This is a genomic window from Saccharopolyspora shandongensis (assembly GCF_900106995.1).
Taxonomy (GTDB): Bacteria; Actinomycetota; Actinomycetes; order Mycobacteriales; family Pseudonocardiaceae; genus Saccharopolyspora; species Saccharopolyspora shandongensis.
Genome location: NZ_FNOK01000014.1, coordinates 160,186 through 177,606, shown reverse-complemented (window position 1 = coordinate 177,606; position 17,421 = coordinate 160,186). Strand labels below are relative to the sequence as shown.

Below are 17,421 nucleotides of genomic sequence, written 5' to 3'. Positions count from 1 at the left end.
CGGGCTGAGGAGGTCCGGTGGGCACCACGACTGCGCTCGTGCACTTCGCCACGGCGATGGCGATCGGGCTGCTGCTGGGCTTGGAGCGCGAGCACAGCACCGCCGGGCAGCCGAGGCGCCCGGCTGCTGGTCCTGCCCGTCACCGCGGTCGCAGCCGGGATCGTGCTGGCGTCGTGACCCGCCGCCGGTGGAATCTCCCGGCGGTTCGGGTATCCCACGAGCACATCGCGAACGAACGCAAGGTCATCATGGCTGCCACGAGGATCGGTCCGCCCCACGGCGCACGTCTGTTCGGGCGTCGCAGGCCCCACGTCGCGACGGTGGAACCTGGCGCGCCATGACCACGACCGCGTGGCAGTTCGGCTTCCACGACTTCGTCCCGGAGGACGAAGGCCGCCGAGAGGCGTTGTGCACGTTGGGGAACGGGTACTTCGCCACGCGCGGAGCGGCGCCGGAATCCCGCGCCGACGGCGTGCACTACCCCGGCACCTACGTCGCGGGCTGCTACAACCGGCTCAGCACGACCGTCGCCGGGCGCGAAGTGGAGAACGAGTCGCTGGTCAACATGCCGAACTGGCTGCTGCTGACCTTCCGCGCCGATGACGGCCCGTGGTTCGACCTGGCGCAGGTCGAGGTGCTGGACCACGAGCAGGAGCTGGACCTCGAACGCGGTCTCCTGGTCCGGCGACTGCGCTTCCGCGATGGGCGAGCCCGCACCACCAGGATCGTCCAGCACCGCTTCGTGCACCTGGCCGCACCCCACCTCGCCGGCCTGGAGACCACGCTCGTCGCCGAGGACTGGTCGGGGGCGCTGACGTTGCGCTGCGGGATCGACGGGGACGTGACCAACAGCGGGGTCGCCCGTTATCGCGATCTCGGCGGTCGGCACCTCGTCGACCACCGCACCGCCGAGGTCGCCCCGGACATCGTTGTGCTGCACGCACGAACGTCCCAGTCGGACATCCACGTCGCCGAGGCCCAGCGGACGCGGGTGCGCGTCGGCGGCGATCTCGTCGACGCGCGCTCGCTCCTGCAGCGCGGCGAGGTGATCGCCCACGATTTCACCATCGACGTCGAACGGGACGTCGAGGTGCAGGTGGAGAAGATCGTCTCGCTGCACACCTCCCGGGATTTCGCCGCCACCGAGCCCGTGACCGAGGCCGCGGAACAGGTGCGCGACGCCGCCGGCTTCGACGAACTGCGCCGATCGCACAGCATGGCCTGGGCACGCCTGAACAACGAATTCCACAGTGGACTCTCCATGAGCGCCGCCGCGCAGCAAGCCGTGCACCTGCACCTGTTCCACCTGCTGCAGACGGTTTCGCCGAACACCACCGATCTCGACGCCGGGCTACCGGCCCGCGGGCTGCACGGCGAGGCCTACCGCGGCCACGTCTTCTGGGACGAGCTGTTCGTCCTGCCCACCCTCGACCTGCGCATGCCGCAGTTGAGCCGAGCGCTGCTGCGCTACCGCCACCGCAGGCTGGGCCAGGCCCGCAAAGCCGCTCGCGACGCCGGATTCGCGGGCGCGATGTTCCCCTGGCAAAGCGGCAGCAACGGCCGCGAGGAGACTCAACGCCTGCACCTCAACCCCCGCTCGGACCGCTGGCTGCCCGACCACACGCACCTGCAGCGGCACATCGGGCTCGCCATCGCCCACAACGTCTGGCACTACCACCAGGCCAGCGGGGACGAGGAATTCCTCCGCGACTTCGGCGCCGAGATGGTCCTGGAGATCGCCCGCTTCTTCGCCTCGCTCGCCCAGTACGACCGCGGCCGGGACCGCTACGTCATCCGCGGTGTCGTCGGCCCGGACGAGTACCACACCGCATACCCCGGGCGGGACCGGCCGGGAATCGACAACAACGCCTACACCAACGTCATGACCGCCTGGCTGTGCCGCACCGCCGTGCACGTCCTCCGCGAGCTGCCCGACCAGCGGCGGCACGAGCTGACCGACCAGCTCGACATCCGGCACCACGAGATCGACCGCTGGAAGCGCATCGCCGAGCGCATGTTCGTGCCCTTCCACGGGAACGGGATCATCAGCCAGTTCGACGGCTACGACCGGCTCGCCGAACTCGACTGGGACGCCTACCGGCAGCGCTACGGCGACATCCAGCGCCTCGACCGCATCCTGGAGGCGGAGGACGACGACCCGAACCGCTACCAGGCGTCCAAGCAGGCCGACGTGCTGATGCTGTTCTACCTGCTGTCGGCCGAAGAACTCGAGGAGATCCTCGGCAGACTCGGCTACCCCATGCCCAGCATTCCCGACAACATCGAGTACTACCTGACGCGCACCAGCCACGGATCGACCCTCAGCGCCGTCGTCCACGCCTGGGTCCTCGCCCGCGGCCGGCGGCACCGCGCGCTGGAGTTCTTCGACGAAGTGCTGGCCGGCGACATCCACGACACCCAGCACGGCACCACCGCCGAAGGCATCCACCTGGCCGCCATGGCGGGCAGCATCGACATCCTGCAACGCTGCTTCGCCGGCATCGAGGTCCGCGACGGCGCGCTGCGCCTCAACCCGCTGTGGCCGACCGAGCTGGGGCCGCTGGAGCTGACCATCCGCTACCGCGGCCAACCGCTCACCATCGGGGTGACCGGCCGCACCGCCACCGTCCGGACCTGGCCCGGACGCCGGCGCCTCCCGGTCACCTGCGCCTGCGGTTCCCGCACCGTCCACCTCGGCCCCGGGGAAACCGCCCGGTTCTCGCTGGAGAACTCGCTTCGAGGAGGCGATCCCGCGGCGCACTCCCCTCCCTGACGCCGCCAGCGATGGCCACGCGTTCGACGAACCGCGAGAGCCGTTGGCCCCTAGCGGCTGCGACGCCCGCAGGGCTTGCCTGGTGAGGTGACGCGGGGAGGTCCGGCATGGAATCGAGCGGGCGGGTGGTCGTCGGGGTGGACGGCTCCGAATCGTCGCTGACGGCTGCCGCGTGGGCCGCGGAAGAGGCCGATCTGAGGCACGCCAAGCAGGTGCACTTCGTGATAGTGTCCGGTGATCCGGCGCGGGACGACGAGGCGTGGGAGATCGTCGGGCCCGTGGCGGAGCAGACCGCGGACCGGCATCCGAGGCTGGCGGTCTCCTCGGGCGTCGAGCCCGGCGCTCCCGCGGACGTCCTGCTGCAGCTCGCCGACGAGGCCGAGCTAATCGTGGTCGGTTCACGCGGGCGGAGCACGCTGGCCGCGACCCTGCTGGGCTCGGTCAGCGCCAAAGTCGCCGCCCACGCGCAATGCCCGGTCGTCGTGGTCCGGGACCACCGGGACAGCGGCGCGGTGGTCGTCGGGGTGGACAACTCCCCGCACAGCGGCGCTGCCCTGCGGTACGCGTTCGACGCCGCTTCCCGGTACGGATCCGAGCTCGTGGCCGTGCAGGTGTGGCAGGACGTCGAGTACGCGCCGGTCGTGCCCCGCATGCAGTACGAACTGGCCGACCTGCGCGACGAAGCGCTGCGTGGCGTGGCCGAGCAACTCGCCGGGTGGACCGAGTCCTATCCGGACGTGCCCGTTCGCAAGGTAGCGCAGCGGGGGCACCCGGTGGCCGAGCTCGCCGCCGCGGCCGAGGATGCGCGGCTGCTCGTCGTCGGGCACCGGGGGCGCGGCGGATTCACCGGACTGCTGCTGGGATCGGTCGCCGCCGGCGTGCTGCACCACGCCTCCTGCCCGGTCGCCGTCGTCCGGGCCGGCGGCGTGACGTCGTGAGTGGTGACCCGGTAGGCGGCGTTACCCGGCTCGCAGGACCGCGACCGGGCAGGACGCTCGGTTGACGACCGCGTGGCTCACCGAGCCGAGCAGGCTGCGCCGGATGCGCCCCCGCCCATGACTCCCCACGACCAGCAGGCTCGCCTCCTGGGCCTCCCGCATCAAGGCCTCGGCGGGCTTTTCCGGCGTCACCGCCCGCCGAACGCTGACATCGGGATACCGCTCGCCCAGTCCCGCCAGGGAAGCGGCGAGCACTTCCTCTGCTGTCTCGCGCACCTCGCTCCAGGGCAGCTCCCACTGCTGGATGCGGGCGAAGGGGTCCAGCGGCAGATCGCTCCAGGCGTGCACCGCGACGAGCTCGCCGCCGTGGCGGGAGGCGAAGTCGTAGGCGAAATCGATGGCCTGGCGGCTGGCCCGGGAGCCGTCGACGCCGACGACGACCGGCCCCGAGCCGGGCTGCTCGCGGTCACCGCGGACCACGACGACGGGCGCCCCGGTGCGCCGGGTCAGCAGTTCCGCCGACATCGAGCCCAGCACCCCGAGCTCCACCTCGATGCGCGGCCCGCCGAGCACCAGCACCTCGGCCTCCCGTGCCATGTCCCCCAGCACCTCCGCCGGATCCCCGAACGGCATGCTGCTGTGCACTTCCAGTTCCGCGTCGATCTCCTGGCAGCCGGCGACCAGTTGCGCGAGTTCGTGCCGCAGGATCTTCTGCAGCGGCTCCAGCACGTCGCCTTCGCCCGGCACCTTGATCGGGGTGTGCTCCTCGAAAGGCCACGTGAGCACGTGCACGAGCAGCAGCGGCCGACGACGGCTGGATGCCTCGCGTGCTGCCCACCACACAGCCCGGCGAGAGGGCTCCGTCAGGTCGAAGCCCGCCACCACCGCCTTGCGGCTGGTCTCGGTCATCCGTTCTCTCCCCTCAACCTAATCGAGCGCGGGATCGAGGGAGGCCACGCCGGCCTGCGCGTCGTCCCCGGTCTGCTCCGGCATTCCCTCGGGGATGACCAGCACCGGGCATCGGGCCCGGTGGATGCACCGCAGCGCGGTGCTGCCCAGGATCGCGTCGGCGACCCGTCCGTGCCCGCGATCGCCCAGCACCAGCATCGCGGCGTGGGCGGCCCGCTCGGCCAGCACCTCGGCGGCATCGCCCTCGACCAGCTCGGTGTGCACTTCCGGCGTCGTGGTGGCGCCCATGCAGCCGCGCACCAAGCTCTTCAGGTCCTCCCAGTGCTGATCCCGCACGTGGTGCGGAGCCAGCCCGGGGCTCATCAGCATCGGGCCCGGCCCGGCGAGCACGGCATGCGGCGTCCAGGCCATGACCGTGTGCACCGGCGCGCACCGCCGTCGTCCTTCGGCGAGGGCCCAGCGCAGCGCCCGCGCGCTCGCATCCGATCCGTCCACTCCCACCACGAGAACCCCGTAGCCGGTCACGGTTCCCACCTCGTCCCCTGCCTCAGCGCGAGCTGAGTCCACTTCGGTTCAACAACGTCCCATTCCCGTTGCCACGCAACCGTTTCCTCACTGGAAGCAACGTTCACAACCGCGCACGCCCGGCCGCGGCGCGCAGGGTGGCCCGCATGATGGACTTGACGAACGGCGACACCGTCCGCCAGTACAGCGCGAAGATCCGCCGCGTGATCGGGTCGTCGAGCGTGGTGCGGATGTCGTAGGTGGCCAGGCTTCCTCGGCGGCCGTAGGGGCGCACCGAGAATGACGCCACGATCTTTCCCCGGCCGGGCTTGCCGTACTCGGCGAACTCCTCGGCGGTCACCTCCTCCATGCGCACGATCGGCGTCCAGAACCTGCCCACCGCACCGAAAACGACCTCCTGGCCCGGCCGTTCCCCGAGCAACACCCAGTCGCCGCTCGCACATAGGTCGTCGTAGGTCAGGCGGGTCGGCGCCCGAGGCGGAACGCGGCGTTTGAGCCGCTCCGGCAGTCCCCGCACCCACATAGCCAGATCCGCCGTTCGCGACCCGATGGTGAGCAGGTCGAGATGGCGCAGCGAGCGGTACACCACCTCCGGCGGCGCGTCGACGACCAGGTGCTCGGCCGCGCCCACGTCGTAGCGGGCCGCGAAGTCGTCGACGCTCACCGAGCGCTCCGTGACCTCCCACTCTGCCGAAGCCGTGTCAGGGGGCTGAATCCGCGTCCTGTCGGTCTTGTCCTTCATCGGCCCTCCTCCGCTCATCGAAGAAAACGACGTCCTCGCCGTGGTGGGTTTCGCCGACGATGACGACCGGGCAGTCCGCGCGGTGCAGGACGCCGTGGGCGACCGAACCGAAACCGAAGACCGTGCCGCGGTGGCCGAGCACCAGCAGCTGGGCCGAAGAAGCGGCCCGGCACAACTCCCCGGCCGGCTCGCCGTAGCGAACGTCCAAGCCCGGCTGGACATCCGGGTACTTCGTCGTCCAGCCGGCCAGGTCCACCGCCAGCCCGCTCCGGACATCGTCCACTGCGGACCGCGTCGCCCTGGTTTCGGCCTCGATCCGGGAATGGCGGCCGGCGACCGGCCGCCACACGTGCACCGCCAGCAGCGAGGTGCTCCGGAGGGCGGCTTCCGCGAAGGCGAACGCGACGGCCGCCGCACCCAACGGCGGGTCCGCCACGCCCAGCACCACCGGCCCCAGCGCGAAGCTGGTCCGGCACCGCGGAACGACCACGGCCGGGCAACTCGCTCGCTCCGCGACCGCCCTGCTCACCGAACCCAGCAGCGTCTCGGCGACGGCGCCCCGGCCCCGCGAGCCGACGACGACCAGCTGCGCGTCGACGGACTCCCGGACCAGTTCGGCCGGCGGGAAACCGCGCACCACCTCTTCGGCGACGTCGATCTCGCGATGCTCACGCCGGCACCACTCGCCGGCGTCGCGCACGATGTCGCGCGCTTGCGAGTTGTCTCCGCCGGCCACGACCGCCACCAACCGCAGCGGCGCACCTCGCAACGCGGCTTCGCCGGCCGCCCACAGAGCTGCCGTTGCGGCCTCGGTCGAGCCGTCAACGCCTGCGAGCACGCACCTCATCACGCGTTCTCCCCGTTGGAATCGGATTCCGGCACCGCAACACCGGATCCGGCCGTCATCTCCGGCGTCTGCGTTCGGCCAGTGCCGTCATCCGGCGCCGGTACTCCTCCTCGTCGATCTCCCCGCGGGCGAAGCGCTCCGCCAGCAGCTCTTCGGCCGTGCCGGTGTCGCGGTCGCCCCGCCCAGTGCGCTGCAGGTAGCGAACCAGCGCGATGATCGCCGCGATGACGAGCGCCCAGAACAGGACCATGCTCACCGTCGTCATCGCCAGGCCCCACATACCCCAGCCGTAGCCGTAAGGCATCACGCTCGCCTCCTCTGCTCGTTCAGCGCGCCACGATGAGCGGGCACGGTGCGTGGTGCACCAACTGCTGACTCGTCGAACCCAGCACCAGACCGGTGAACGCACCGCGCCCGCGTGCTCCCACGATCACCACCTGCGCGTGCTGCGCGTGTTCGAGCAGGACGCGTGCCGGTTTGCCGTTCGCCACGATGCGGCGGACCTCGACCTGGGGGTACTTCTCGTGCCAGCTCGCGAGGTGCTCGGCGAGGATGCGCTCCTCCTCCTGCTGGACCGCCGCTGCGCGGCCCTCGGCGTGGAAGCTGTACCAGGCTTGCTCGGTGCCGACCGCGTGCCAGGCGTGGACGGCTTCGAGAGCGGCACCGCGCATCGCGGCTTCCTCGAATGCCGTCGTCAGCATGATTTCCCCGGCCGGTGTGCCGTCCACGCCGACGACGACGGGGGCGTCGGGGGCTTCCACCCGCGGCCGCCGCACCACTGCGACCGAGCAATGGCCGTGCGCGCACAGGCCGATCGCGACCGACCCGACGAGGAGTTCGGCGAAGCTGCCGAGGCCGCTGCGGCCGACGACGGCGAGCTGCGCGTGCTGCGACTCGGCGACGAGCACGGGTATGGCGCCGCCGGCGACCACGAAGGTCCGCACCTCCAGCCCCGGGGCCGCTGCGGTTGCTTCTCCCTTGGCCCGGTGCAGCCACTGCTCGGCTTGCCTCGCCATGGCTTTCGCGTACGTTTCGGGCACCGGTGTCGTCGGCAGCTCCGGCAGGTACGTCTGGGCGAGGACGTCTGCGAAGACCACGCGCAGCCAGGTGCCTCGGCGGTTGGCCTCGGCGGCGGCCCAGCGCGCGGCGTCCAGCGCCGCCGACGAACCGTCGATGCCCACGACTACCGGTTTCTCCTGCGCTGCGGTCATCGATCCCCCACCTCCGGTTCCACGGGCAGGCCGAATCGCATCAGCATCTGCGGCACCGCGGTGAGGCCGAGGCGCTGTGCCAAGCCGGTGCGCACCTCCTCCAGGTGCAGCGGTTGCGTCATGACGGAGGCGGCCAGGTCTCGGCTCGCCGCCTCCAGCCAGGCCTGCTCCATCGCTGCTCCGGCCCGGACGTGGTCCTGCGGGGTATCGGCACTCGTCGCGATGACGAGCACCGCCTCCCGCTGGATCCGGTCGGCGAGCAGGGACTCGTCGGGCAGCCGCGTGCGAGACGTGGTCAAGCCGACCGCCGCCAGTCCTTCCGCGCCGAACGCATCGGGTCGCACGCCACTACCGCGCGGGGTGGCCCACAGGGTCAGGTCACGTTGGTATTCGGCGTTGTCGCGGAAAACACGGGCCGCGTAGTCAAGCAACCGCGCGACGGCCAACGCCTCGTCGGGACCGGAGATCCACCGGCCGGTCACGCCGGGCGCCGCGAGCGCATCCAGCAGGGCGTCGCGGATGCCGTCGGGGAGTTCTCGCCGGTCGAAGGAGTGCCGGTGGCTTCGGCGGTCGGCCAAGACGCGGCGTCGGCGGTTCTCCGCATCGGTCGGCCGCGATCGGCGGGTGCCCACGACGGTGGCGGTCACCAGGTCGTCGGCGGAACCGGTCGCCGCCTCGGCGGCCCACCCCAGCCCGCGGATGGCCAGAGCCAGGTTCGCCAGCGCCGCGCCGAGGGAGATGCGCCGGTCGCGCCCTTCGGGGTCGTGCTGGGCCGCCAGAACCGTTCGTTCTCGGAGCTCGGCGGTCCGCCCGTGGAGCGCCAGTTCCCACGGGCGGGTGTTGTGCACCGACGGTGCACAGTGGACGGATTCAGCGAGGACAGCGGACTCGGCCGCCGACCACGAGTCCCGCCCGCCGTCGGCCTCGGCCCTGGCGACGCTCATCGCGAACCCTCCTCCTCGGGTCGTGCGGCACGGGTTCGGGCGATGCTGCGGACCAGATCGACCGCGGTGAGCACGCCGCACAGCCGACCGTCCCGCATGACCAGGACGGCATCGGTGTGGGCGTCGATCATGCGTTGCGCGGCGATGCCGATGTCGTCGGTGGCGTCCACCCGGGGCCCCGGCACCGGGCACAGCGAGCCGACCGGAGCGGACGTCTTCGGGTACTGGGCCGCGATGCCCTGCAGCAGATCCGCCGCGCTCACCAGCCCCAAGGCGTCGTCGTCGACGACCACGGCGAGGTGGTGGACGTCGCGCCGGTACATCTCGTACAGCGCGCTCATCGCGTCCAGCTCGGGCCGGACGGCCACCACGGGAGAGCTGGCGAGATCGAGCGCGCTTGCCTGAACGGTCATGTTCCACCCCGGAAGGCCGTATCCGGCTCGACCGTCGCGCACCCGCGGCCGTCCAGCTAGGGGAGATGGTCACGGAGTTCGCCTCCGTCAAACGCGGAGCTTGCGGATGAAGGGATCCTCGGGTTCGCCCGGCTCCAACCGGATGCGCGCGTCGGGGATCCGCACCCCGTGCTCGGCGGCGATCAGGGGGTTGAGGTCGGCTTCGGCTACCTCGGGGAGCAGCTCCGCCATCCGGGCCGTGCGCAGGAGCACGTCGACCACGGCGTCGGCGTCCAGCGGCTGTTCTGCCTGGGGGCCGAACAGCCGCGAGGCGGCCCGCAGGTCGTGGAGCATGTCGCGGGCGTCCCGGGTCGTGAGCGGGACCAGGCGCCGGCTGCGGTCGGCGATCAGGTCGGTATCGGTACCGCCCATGCCGAAGACGACTATCGGGCCGAAGGACGGCTCGCTGAGCACGCCGACGAGGAGCTCCCGCCCCTGCTCGACCATCGGCTGCACCACGACCCCGCGGAACCGGCTGCCGAAGCGGTCCCGCAGCCGCGCCCACCCGGCGCGCAGTTCGGCGACCGTGGACACGGCGAGCACCACGCCCCCGGCTCGGCCTTTGTGCACGAGGCCCTCCGCCAGGGCTTTGAGCACGACTACGCCGCCGAGCCGGTTGAACGCGGTGAGTGCCTCGGCTTCATCGGTGCACACCGTCGAGGGCACGACCGGGAGGCCGAAGGACGCGAGGAGTTCCTGCACCTCGCCGGGTTCCAGCCAGCCTCCCCCGGGCGCTCGGTCCAGCGCACCGGCCACGACACCGCGGGCGGCGGCCACGTCGATGTGCGGCAGGTCGGGCACCGCACCCCGCGGCCGGGCCAGCCAACCGGAGTACCCGGCGACGTCGGCCAGCGCACGGGCGGCCAACGTGGCATCGGCGAACGTCGGCAGTCGGGTGTCACCGGCGGTGAGCGAGGCCAACGATTCCCGCTGCCCTGCGCGCACGACGAGCACTGGTTTGCCGAATCCGTCCGCGCGGGCGCGGGCCACGGTGTCGGCGAGGGCCGGGGCCGGGTCGCTGACCGCGGTCCGCAGGACGGGAACGACCAGCGCGTCGACGGCGGGATCGCGCAGCACGAGTTCCACGCTCCGGCAGAAGGTGGCCGCGTCGATCGTGGCGGTGGTGTCGACCGGGTTCCGCGCGCTTGCCTCGGCCGGCAGCAGGTCGGCGAGTCCGGGTTCTGCCCGCTGCAGCACCGAGAATTCGAGTCCGGCTTGAGCGCAGGCGTCGGCGGCGAGCACGCCGAGGCCGCCCGCGTTGCTGATCACTGCCACGCGCGGCCCGGCCGGCAGGGGCTGCCAGCTGAGCACGCAGAGCACCGCGGCGAGTTCCGCCAGGTCGTCGACCCCGATAGCGCCGGTCTGCCGCAGCAAGGCATCCCGGGTGCTGCGCGGCGTCGAGGTCGCCGCCGTGTGCGAGAGAGCGGCCTGCTGGGCGATCGGGCTTGCCCCGCTGCGCAGTACGATCAGCGGCTTCGTCCGGCCGATCCGCCGCGCCAGCCACGCGAACTTCCGTGGGTTGCCGAAGGATTCCAGGTAAAGCACCGCGACCCGAGTGCGTTCGTCGCGTTCCCACCACAGCAGCAGGTCGTTGCCGCTCACGTCGTACTTGTCCCCTGTGGACACCATGGTGGACACGCCCAGGCCGACGTCGGCCAGCCGTTCCAACAGGGCGATGCCCACGCCTCCGGACTGCGTGGCGATGCCCACCTCCCCCGCTGGGAGCCCCGCAGCGCTGAAGGTCGCGTCCAGCCGCACGGCAGGATCGGAGTTGACCACGCCGAGGCAGTTCGGCCCCACCAGCCTCATCCCCCACCTGCGAACGGCGGCGAGCAGGCCATCCACGAAGGCGGGGTGACCGGTGATTCCGGCGGCCACCACGACCAGCGCGCACACCCCGAGCCGCCCGCATTCCTCCGCAACGTCGGGGATCCCTTCGGCGGGCACGCACACCACGGCCATCTCCGGCGCTTCCGGCAGGTCGGACACGGACCGGAATGCGGTCAGGCCGTGGATGTCCCCGCCGTGGCGGTTGACCGCGTAGATCGCTCCGGTGTATCCGCTGTGGATGACGTTGCGCAGCACGGCGTTTCCCACCGCCGACGCCCGACGGCTCGCACCGACGACCGCTACCGACTTCGGGCAGAGCACCCGGCGCAGGCTGGCGACGTCCGCGATCCGTTCGCGGTCGCTGATCCTGGCGTGGTAAGGCTCCCCGGCGTCCAGCGCGACCTTCACCTGGTACGACGCACCGTCCAGGTGGGCGTCGTACCGCAGGCCGCTGTCGCGGAGCACCCGCAGCATCGCCGAGTTCTCCGCCAGCACTTCCGCGAGGAACGCCCGCACGCCGCGTCGCCGTGCCGCCGCGACCAGGTGCTCCAGGAGCAGGGTTGCCACCCCGCGCGCGTGCTTCGCGTGTTCGACCAGGAATGCCACCTCGGCGACTTCCGGGATCAGCACCTCGAAATGACCGACGCCGATCAGGTGCTCCCCGGTGAACACCCCGAGCGCCACCACATGCGCATCACCGGGTTCCACCAGTCTCCGCAGGAAGCGGGTGATGGCCGAATCCGAAGGCACGCCGAAGAACCGGAAGTAGCGGTCCTCGGGCGAGAGCGTTCCGTGCAAGCGTTCGAGCTCGGCGAGATCGCCGGCGGCCAGTGGCCGGACAGTGACGACGCTGCCATCCGCCAGCACCGCCCGCACGGCTTCCGCGCTCCCCTCTGCTGACACCGGTAGCCCCTCCCACGCGATTCCCGTACTCGTGAGAAGACCACCCCACCTCGCCGGCGCCGATAGGGCCCATCGGCCCTATCAGCACGCCGGTCGCGGTTGACAACGTGAGCGGCGGTCCGAGCATCGCGGGGAGGGCGCCGAGGATGACACGCGCGAAGCAGTCCGTCGTGGTCGGTGTGGACGGCTCGGAGTCCTCATTGCAAGCGGCGCTGTGGGCGGCCGCCGAGGCCGAGCGCCTGTCGGTTCCGCTGCGCGTCGTTCTGATCAACAACGATCCCACCCGCGATCCGTTCGCCGAGGAAGTGGTGCGGGACATCGCCGACAGCTGCCGCCGGGCGGTGGGCGAACTGGAGATCACCGAGGAGGTCGCCCCCGGGCATCCCGCCGAGGAGCTGGTGCACCGGTCGGCCTCCGCGCGGCTGGTCGTGGTCGGCTCGCGCGGGCAAGGCGCGTTCCGGGAGACGTTGCTCGGCTCGATCAGCGCAGCGGTCGCCACGCACGCCTCGTCGCCGGTGGTCGTCGTCCCGGGCCACGACACCGCCACGTCCGGGCCGGTCGTCGTCGGCGTGGATGACTCGACGGGCAGCCGGAAGGCATTGCGCTACGCCTTCGACGCGGCCGACCGACGCCGCAGCGAACTCGTCGCGGTGCAGGCGCTGCCGAACGCCTACTTCATCCCCGGCCCCTACGACCACCCGGACCGCGACGAACTCCTGGCCAGCGCGGAAAAGCGCCTCGCCGAGCAGGTGTCCGCCTGCACCGACTCCTACCCGCAAGTGGTCGTTCGCCAGGTCGTGTCGAACATCCCGCCGGTGCGAGCGCTGCGCGAGGCCGCACAGCATGCGCAGTTGCTGGTCGTCGGCCATCGTGGGCTCGGAGGGTTTTCCGGTCTGCTGGTGGGTTCCGTGGCCAGGGGCGTGTTGCACCACCCGCCGTGCCCGGTCGCGGTAGTCCCGGGCTGACGGCTTCACCGCCGAGGGGGCATTCGTGCGGCGAGACGCGTTCGTCGAATGGGAACAGCGGTTCGGGCGGGGTGGGACCGGAGTTCTCGGGCGACTGCACGCCGCCGCAGCGCGGCGGGAGCGGATCGGCGCGGACGATCTGCACGACGTCGCCGAGGAGGTCCGGCGGCCGGTGGCCGCGCTCGCCGGGGCGGCGGGCTACTACGCCGATTTCGCCGGTGCACACGGCATCCGTCACGTCCGGGTTTGCGTGGGGACCTCGTGCTTCGTCTCGGCCGGCGACCACACCATCCCGCTGGCCGAAGCGGCTCTCGCCGTCGAGCCCGGAAGCACCAGCGCCGATGGTTCGGTGTCGTTGGCCGGCGCGTACTGCTTGGGCTTCTGCTACGCCTCACCCGCGGCCCTCGACGGGCACACGCCCATCACCGGTCCTGAGCTCGGCGATCGATTGCTCTCCGCCGACCACCCGGTCGTCCCGGCGATCCCCTACCGGGTCACCAGCCGCCGGGCCGTGACGCTCGCCGGGCTGACCGGAGCCGAGGAGTCCTGGCAGGTGTGGCCGCAGGTCGTCGCGGGCGGGTCACCGGCCGCGATCCGCGCCGAGGTCTCGATTGCCGGTCTGCGCGGCCGGGGCGGGGCCGAATTCCCGGTGGCACAGAAGTGGGAGGCGGCGCGCGGCGCGGAGCCGAGGTTCGTGGTGGCCAACGGTGACGAAGGCGATCCCGGTTCGTTCTGCGACCGGCTGCTGCTGGAGGGCGACCCGCACCGGGTGCTGGAGGGACTGGCCCTCGCCGGGTTCGCGGTCGGCGCGAACCGGGGCGTGGTGTTCGTGCGTTCGGAATATCCCGCAGCGGTGGGAAGAATGCGGGCCGCAGTGGCGGCGGCGCGGGCCGCGGGGCACCTCGGGACCGATGTGCACGGCTCGTCGTTCGACTTCGACGTGGAGGTCGTGGAGGGCGCGGGCTCCTACGTCACCGGAGAGGAAACCGCGCTTCTGCATGCCTTGCAAGGGTTTCGCGGCAGCGTCCGGCCCCGGCCGCCTTACCCGACCGAGTACGGCCTGGCCGGGCGGCCCACCTCGGTGAACAACGTCGAAACGCTCGCGGCGGTGCCGTGGGTGTTGCGGCACGGCGGCGCCGCTTACGCGCAACTCGGCAACCCGGTCGAAACCGGCACCAAGCTCGTGTGCCTGAGCCAGCGCTTCCGGCGCCCCGGCGTCTACGAGGTCGAGTTCGGCGTACCGCTGCGCTACATCGTCGAAACCCTCGGCGGCGGCCTCAAACCCGGCTACACCCTGCGGGCCCTGCAGGTCGGCGGCCCGCTCGGCGGTTTCCTCTCGCCCGACGACCTGGACATCCCGCTGCTCGCCGAGGTGCTCGCCGGCGCCGGGGTGGCACTCGGGCACGGCAGCCTCGTCGCCATCGACGACCGCATCACCGCACGGGAGCTGCTCCGGCACGTGTGGAGCTTCGCCGCCGCCGAGAGCTGCGGCGCCTGCACCCCGTGCCGCGTCGGCACGCGGCGCGGGATGGAGCTGGCAACGCGCTTCCCGACCGACTCGGAGCAAGTCCTTTCACAGCAGGAAGAGCTGTTCGAGGTGTTGAGCACCGGCAGCCTCTGCGCCTTCGGTCGGGGCGTGCCCGCAGCGGTGCGAAGTCTGCTGCGCGTCTACCGCGACGAGCTCCTGCCAGGAGAGCACTGATGCACGTGATCATCGGGCGCACCGCGGTGGACGTCGCGGACGGCGCCACGATCCTCGATGCCGTCCGTGCCGGCGGCACAGACCTGCCGACGCTCTGCCACGACGACCGGCTGTCCCCGCGCGGCTCATGCCGCACCTGCCTGGTCCGCGCGGCAGGCCGGATCGTCGCCGCCTGCACGACGCCCGCAACCGACGGCATGCACGTCGACCTCGACGACCCCGCGACCCGGCAGGCGGCCAGAGGGGCGGTCGAGCTGATCGTCTCCGAGCTTCCCGAGCGCGCGCTGGACATCCCTGCCGAACGCAGCGAACTCGTCCGGGCCTGCGCGCATTTCAGCATCACCACCAGCGGTTTCGCCGGCGCGAAGCATGATCGCGGGACTGATCATTCGCACCCGTACGTCAAGCTCGACCGCGACCTGTGCATCGCCTGCGGACGGTGCGTGGCCATGTGCGCCGAAGTCCAGGGCACCTTCGCCCTCGAACTCACCGGCCGCGGCTTCGACACCGTCGTGGCGCCGGGCGACGGCGGGCCGTGGGTCTCCTCGCCGTGCGTCGGTTGCGGCGGATGCGTCGACAGCTGCCCCACCGGAGCGCTGTCCGAGCCCGGCCTGCTCGACCTCCGTCCCACCACCGCGACGACCACGACCACCTGCGGCTACTGCGGTGTCGGCTGCACCCTCGACGTGCACGTCCGCGACGACACCATCGCCGCGATCACCCCGACGCACGGCGCGCCGGTCAACCGCGGCCACGCCTGCATCAAAGGCCGCTTCGCGCATTCCTTCGCCCGCGCCGCCGACCGCCTGACGACGCCGCTGCTGCGGCGCGACGGCCAACTGGTCGAAGCGACCTGGCAGGAAGCCCTCACCACGGTCGCCCGGCGTCTAGCCGCCATCCGCGACCGGTACGGCCCGGACTCGATCGCCATGATCTCCTCCGCCCGCGCCACCAACGAGGAGAACTACCTGGCCCAGAAGTTCATCCGCACCGCCATCGGCACCAACAACATCGACAACTGCTCCCGCCTGTGCCACGCGCCCTCCGCCGCCGGGCTCACCGCCTCCCTCGGCCTCGCCGGCGGCACCAACCCCCTCGACGACCTCGACCACGCGGACTGCGTCCTGCTCGCCGGCGCCAACCCCACCGAGGCGCACCCCGTCGTCGGAGCCCGCATCAAGCAACGAGTCCTCGCCGGAGCCCGGCTCGTCGTCGTCGACCCCCGACGCACCGAACTCGCCGCGCTCGCCGACATCCACCTGCAAAACCAGCCGGGCTCCAACGTCGCCGTCTTCAACGGCCTCGCGCACCAGCTGATCGACGAGGACCTCGTCGCCCACGACTTCCTCGAACAGCGGACGACGGGGTTCGAGGAGCTCGCGGCGCTGGTCCGCGACTACGGACCCGACGCCGTCGCCGGTATCGCCGAGGTGCCATCGGCGGAATTGATCGCGGCAGCGCGGCTTTTCGGGCGATCGCAGCGCCCGATCGTCATCTACGGGCTCGGCGTCACCGAACACGCCCACGGCACCGACGGCGTGCGCACCCTGACCAACCTCGCCATCCTGCGCGGCTCGGTCGGCACCCCAGGCTGCTGCGGAATCCTCCCGCTACGCGGCCAGAACAACGTCCAAGGCGCATCCGACATGGGCGCGCTGCCGGACGTCCTGCCCGGCTACCAGCCCATCAGCGACGCGGGAATCCGGGACCGCTTCGCAACCGCCTGGGGCCACCCGATTCCCGGACGACTCGGGCTGCGCATCCCGCAGATGTTCGACGCCGCCATCGCCGGAGACGTGCGGGCGCTGTACGTCATCGGCGAGGACATCGCCCAGAGCGACCCGACCAGCGGCCACGTCCGCGACGCCCTGCGTGCGTGCGACCTGGTGGTCTGCCACGACCTCTTCCTGTCGCGCACGGCCGAGCACGCCGACATCGTCCTGCCCGCCGCCTCGTTCCTGGAGAAGGACGGGACCTTCGTCAACTTCGACCGGCGTTTCCAACGCGTGCGCCCCGCGCTGACCCCACCGGGACGAGCGGACACCGACTTCGGCATCCTGCTCGGCCTCGCCGACGCCCTGAGCGCCGACCTCGGGTGCCGCACGCCCGCCGAAGCGCTCGCCGAATGCGCCGCCCTGACACCGGTCTTCGCCGGGATCTCGCACCACCGGCTCGACGCCGAAGGACCGCTGCACTGGCCATGCCGAGCGCCCGGCCAACCCGGCGAAGCCGTGCTCCACCTCGACAGGTTCGCCACGCCGGACGGCCGAGCAGCACTGGCCGCCCTGCCCTACCTCCCACCGGGCGAGCAACCCGACGCCGAGTTCCCCTACCTGCTGGTCACCGGCCGGCGGCTCGTGCACTACAACACCGGCTCCATGACCCGCCGCACCCCCAACACCGAACTCCGGCCCGCCGAGACCCTCGAACTCCACCCCGCCGACGCCGCCCGCCTCGGCGTGCGGGAAGGCACCGAGGTGACCGTGACCAGCCGCTGGGGCCGAGCCGCCCTGACCGCCCACCCCAGCCGCGACATCGCGCCCGGCCAGGCCTTCGCCGCCTTCCACTTCCCGGGCGCGACCGTCAACGACCTCACCTCGCCCCACACCGACGCGATCACCGGCTGCCCCGAGTACAAGGTCACCGCAGTACGCATCGCGCCCGCGCAACGCGACTGACC

Annotated in this window: 15 protein-coding genes; 6 read left to right on the top strand and 9 right to left on the bottom strand. The window is 71.8% G+C overall.

Annotated elements, in window-relative coordinates; all coding sequences use genetic code 11:
- Window positions 1-17 precede the first annotated feature (17 nt).
- The 3 genes from BLW84_RS17545 (at window position 18) to BLW84_RS17535 (ending at window position 3,711) form a co-directional block, all read left to right on the top strand.
- Window positions 18-341 (top strand): hypothetical protein, encoded by a 324-nt coding sequence (locus BLW84_RS17545; RefSeq protein ID WP_093266609.1) that lies wholly within the window; start codon window positions 18-20, stop codon window positions 339-341.
- On the top strand, window positions 338-2,773 hold the full coding sequence (locus BLW84_RS17540; RefSeq protein ID WP_093266608.1) for a glycoside hydrolase family 65 protein: 2,436 nt from the start codon (window positions 338-340) through the stop codon (window positions 2,771-2,773). The genes BLW84_RS17545 and BLW84_RS17540 overlap by 4 nt, the downstream gene beginning before the upstream one ends.
- Window positions 2,774-2,880: 107 nt before the next feature.
- Window positions 2,881-3,711, top strand: a complete 831-nt coding sequence (locus BLW84_RS17535) for a universal stress protein (protein ID WP_093266606.1) — start codon at window positions 2,881-2,883, stop codon at window positions 3,709-3,711.
- Window positions 3,712-3,732: 21 nt separating this feature from the next.
- On the opposite strand, the gene BLW84_RS17530 is transcribed toward BLW84_RS17535, so the two are convergent.
- The 9 genes from BLW84_RS17530 to BLW84_RS17490 all read right to left on the bottom strand — a co-directional run bounded on the left by BLW84_RS17530 (window position 3,733) and on the right by BLW84_RS17490 (window position 12,074).
- Window positions 3,733-4,620: a universal stress protein gene (locus BLW84_RS17530; RefSeq protein WP_093266605.1), complete on the bottom strand. Its 888-nt coding sequence runs from the start codon at window positions 4,618-4,620 to the stop codon at window positions 3,733-3,735.
- 18 nt (window positions 4,621-4,638) lie between these two features.
- A complete protein-coding gene (locus BLW84_RS17525) occupies window positions 4,639-5,145 on the bottom strand; it encodes a universal stress protein (protein WP_177226520.1) in 507 nt (168 codons plus the stop codon).
- A gap of 103 nt (window positions 5,146-5,248) precedes the next feature.
- Window positions 5,249-5,809: a hypothetical protein gene (locus tag BLW84_RS17520; RefSeq protein WP_093266602.1), complete on the bottom strand. Its 561-nt coding sequence runs from the start codon at window positions 5,807-5,809 to the stop codon at window positions 5,249-5,251.
- 37 nt (window positions 5,810-5,846) lie between these two features.
- Window positions 5,847-6,725, bottom strand: a complete 879-nt coding sequence (locus tag BLW84_RS17515; protein WP_245761213.1) for a universal stress protein — start codon at window positions 6,723-6,725, stop codon at window positions 5,847-5,849.
- Between the two features lie 64 nt (window positions 6,726-6,789).
- Window positions 6,790-7,038 carry an SHOCT domain-containing protein gene (locus tag BLW84_RS17510; RefSeq protein ID WP_093266599.1) on the bottom strand — a complete coding sequence of 83 codons (249 nt, stop codon included), beginning with the start codon at window positions 7,036-7,038 and terminating at the stop codon, window positions 6,790-6,792.
- A 22-nt stretch (window positions 7,039-7,060) separates the two neighbouring features.
- Complete coding sequence (locus BLW84_RS17505; protein WP_093266598.1) at window positions 7,061-7,945, bottom strand: universal stress protein; 885 nt, start codon at window positions 7,943-7,945, stop codon at window positions 7,061-7,063.
- Window positions 7,942-8,889, bottom strand: coding sequence for a nitroreductase family protein (locus BLW84_RS17500; protein WP_093266597.1), 948 nt, complete (start codon window positions 8,887-8,889; stop codon window positions 7,942-7,944). The genes BLW84_RS17505 and BLW84_RS17500 overlap by 4 nt, the downstream gene beginning before the upstream one ends.
- Entirely contained in the window at window positions 8,886-9,302 is a 417-nt protein-coding gene (locus BLW84_RS17495) for a CBS domain-containing protein (RefSeq protein WP_093266596.1), read from the bottom strand. The genes BLW84_RS17500 and BLW84_RS17495 overlap by 4 nt, the downstream gene beginning before the upstream one ends.
- A gap of 87 nt (window positions 9,303-9,389) precedes the next feature.
- Window positions 9,390-12,074, bottom strand: coding sequence for a bifunctional acetate--CoA ligase family protein/GNAT family N-acetyltransferase (locus BLW84_RS17490; RefSeq protein ID WP_245761212.1), 2,685 nt, complete (start codon window positions 12,072-12,074; stop codon window positions 9,390-9,392).
- A 146-nt stretch (window positions 12,075-12,220) separates the two neighbouring features.
- On the opposite strand from BLW84_RS17490, the gene BLW84_RS17485 reads away from it, so the two are divergent.
- From BLW84_RS17485 to fdhF, 3 genes are read left to right on the top strand one after another with little or no spacing between them, the layout of a single operon-like run.
- Window positions 12,221-13,039 carry a universal stress protein gene (locus BLW84_RS17485; protein ID WP_093266593.1) on the top strand — a complete coding sequence of 273 codons (819 nt, stop codon included), beginning with the start codon at window positions 12,221-12,223 and terminating at the stop codon, window positions 13,037-13,039.
- 25 nt (window positions 13,040-13,064) lie between these two features.
- Window positions 13,065-14,741 (top strand): NADH-ubiquinone oxidoreductase-F iron-sulfur binding region domain-containing protein, encoded by a 1,677-nt coding sequence (locus BLW84_RS17480; RefSeq protein WP_093266592.1) that lies wholly within the window; start codon window positions 13,065-13,067, stop codon window positions 14,739-14,741.
- A complete protein-coding gene (gene fdhF / locus BLW84_RS17475) occupies window positions 14,741-17,419 on the top strand; it encodes a formate dehydrogenase subunit alpha (protein WP_093266590.1) in 2,679 nt (892 codons plus the stop codon). The genes BLW84_RS17480 and fdhF overlap by 1 nt, the downstream gene beginning before the upstream one ends.
- Window positions 17,420-17,421: the final 2 nt, after the last annotated feature.

Coding starts and splice junctions, on each gene's coding strand:
- BLW84_RS17540 (WP_093266608.1), top strand. CDS start 338: ATGACCACGACCGCGTGGCAGTTCGGCTTCCACGACTTCGTCCCGGAG.
- BLW84_RS17535 (WP_093266606.1), top strand. CDS start 2,881: ATGGAATCGAGCGGGCGGGTGGTCGTCGGGGTGGACGGCTCCGAATCG.
- BLW84_RS17530 (WP_093266605.1), bottom strand. CDS start 4,620: ATGACCGAGACCAGCCGCAAGGCGGTGGTGGCGGGCTTCGACCTGACG.
- BLW84_RS17510 (WP_093266599.1), bottom strand. CDS start 7,038: ATGCCTTACGGCTACGGCTGGGGTATGTGGGGCCTGGCGATGACGACG.
- BLW84_RS17505 (WP_093266598.1), bottom strand. CDS start 7,945: ATGACCGCAGCGCAGGAGAAACCGGTAGTCGTGGGCATCGACGGTTCG.
- BLW84_RS17500 (WP_093266597.1), bottom strand. CDS start 8,889: ATGAGCGTCGCCAGGGCCGAGGCCGACGGCGGGCGGGACTCGTGGTCG.
- BLW84_RS17495 (WP_093266596.1), bottom strand. CDS start 9,302: ATGACCGTTCAGGCAAGCGCGCTCGATCTCGCCAGCTCTCCCGTGGTG.
- BLW84_RS17485 (WP_093266593.1), top strand. CDS start 12,221: ATGACACGCGCGAAGCAGTCCGTCGTGGTCGGTGTGGACGGCTCGGAG.
- fdhF (WP_093266590.1), top strand. CDS start 14,741: ATGCACGTGATCATCGGGCGCACCGCGGTGGACGTCGCGGACGGCGCC.